General features: G+C 48.4%; 1 protein-coding gene. It reads left to right on the forward strand.

What is annotated here, in order from left to right:
• Positions 1–1,282 (forward strand): signal peptide peptidase SppA (gene sppA, locus R7P67_RS24850; protein WP_318086322.1); only part of this gene is annotated, 1,282 nt, incomplete at both ends.

Below are 1,282 nucleotides of genomic sequence, written 5' to 3' on the forward strand. Positions count from 1 at the left end.
CTCTATGTACTACAAAACTCTGCTAGAGAAGTTGGACGTATCCACTCACGTTTTCCGAGTCGGTACTTACAAATCGGCTATCGAACCGTTTATTCGTGACGACATGTCGGATGCGGCAAAAGAGTCTGCCACGCGCTGGGTCACTCAGTTGTGGAGCGCGTTTGTCGATGACGTGACGACTAACCGCAACATCAACGCCAAAGTGCTAAACCCAACGATGGAAGAACTGCTTACCGAGATGAAATCTGTGGATGGTGATTTGGCGCAATTGGCCGTCAAAATGGGGTTAGTTGATGAATTGGCGACACGCCAAGATATTCGTACCTTATTCGCCAAAGAATTTGGTAGCGATGGTAAAGACAGCTACAACGCCATTAGTTATTACGACTACCTAGCAACGATTCGCCCTGACTACACACTCGCGAACCATGATATTGCCGTTGTTGTTGCAAGTGGCGCCATCATGGATGGTCAACAACCTCGTGGAACAGTAGGCGGTGACACGGTTGCAAGTCTACTGCGTCAAGCGCGTAACGATGAGAAGGTAAAAGCAGTCGTGCTTCGCGTAGACAGCCCTGGTGGCAGTGCGTTTGCGTCAGAAGTGATTCGCAACGAAGTGGAAGCGCTAAAAAAAGCAGGCAAACCTGTTGTAGTTTCGATGTCGAGCTTAGCGGCCTCTGGCGGTTACTGGATTTCAATGAGCGCAGATAAAATCGTCGCACAACCAACAACACTGACAGGTTCTATTGGTATCTTCAGCGTTATTACGACGTTCGAAAAAGGCTTCAGCAAACTTGGTATCAACACCGACGGCGTTGGCACATCACCGTTTTCTGGCGACGGCATTACGACTGGCTTGTCTGAGGGCGCGTCTCAAGCGTTCCAATTAGGCATTGAGCATGGCTACAAACGCTTTATCTCTTTGGTTGGTTCAAACCGAGCTATGACGGTAGAAGAGGTAGACAAAGTCGCGCAAGGCCGAGTTTGGACAGGTCAAGATGCCTTATCATTCGGTCTTGTTGACCAAATGGGTGACTTCGATGATGCCGTTGAGTTAGCAGCGAAGCTGGCGAACGTGACAGATTATGGTATTTACTGGGTTGAAGAGCCATTGTCACCAACAGAACTATTCCTACAAGAATTCATGAATCAGGTGAAAGTATCCCTTGGTGTTGACGCAACAAGCCTTCTGCCAAAGAGCCTTCAACCTGTGGCTCAACAGTTCGAACAAGATGCAAGTCTGCTTCAAAGCTTTAACGATCCGAAAGGACAATACGCTTTC

The sequence above is a fragment of the Vibrio sp. Vb0937 genome, assembly GCF_033338855.1.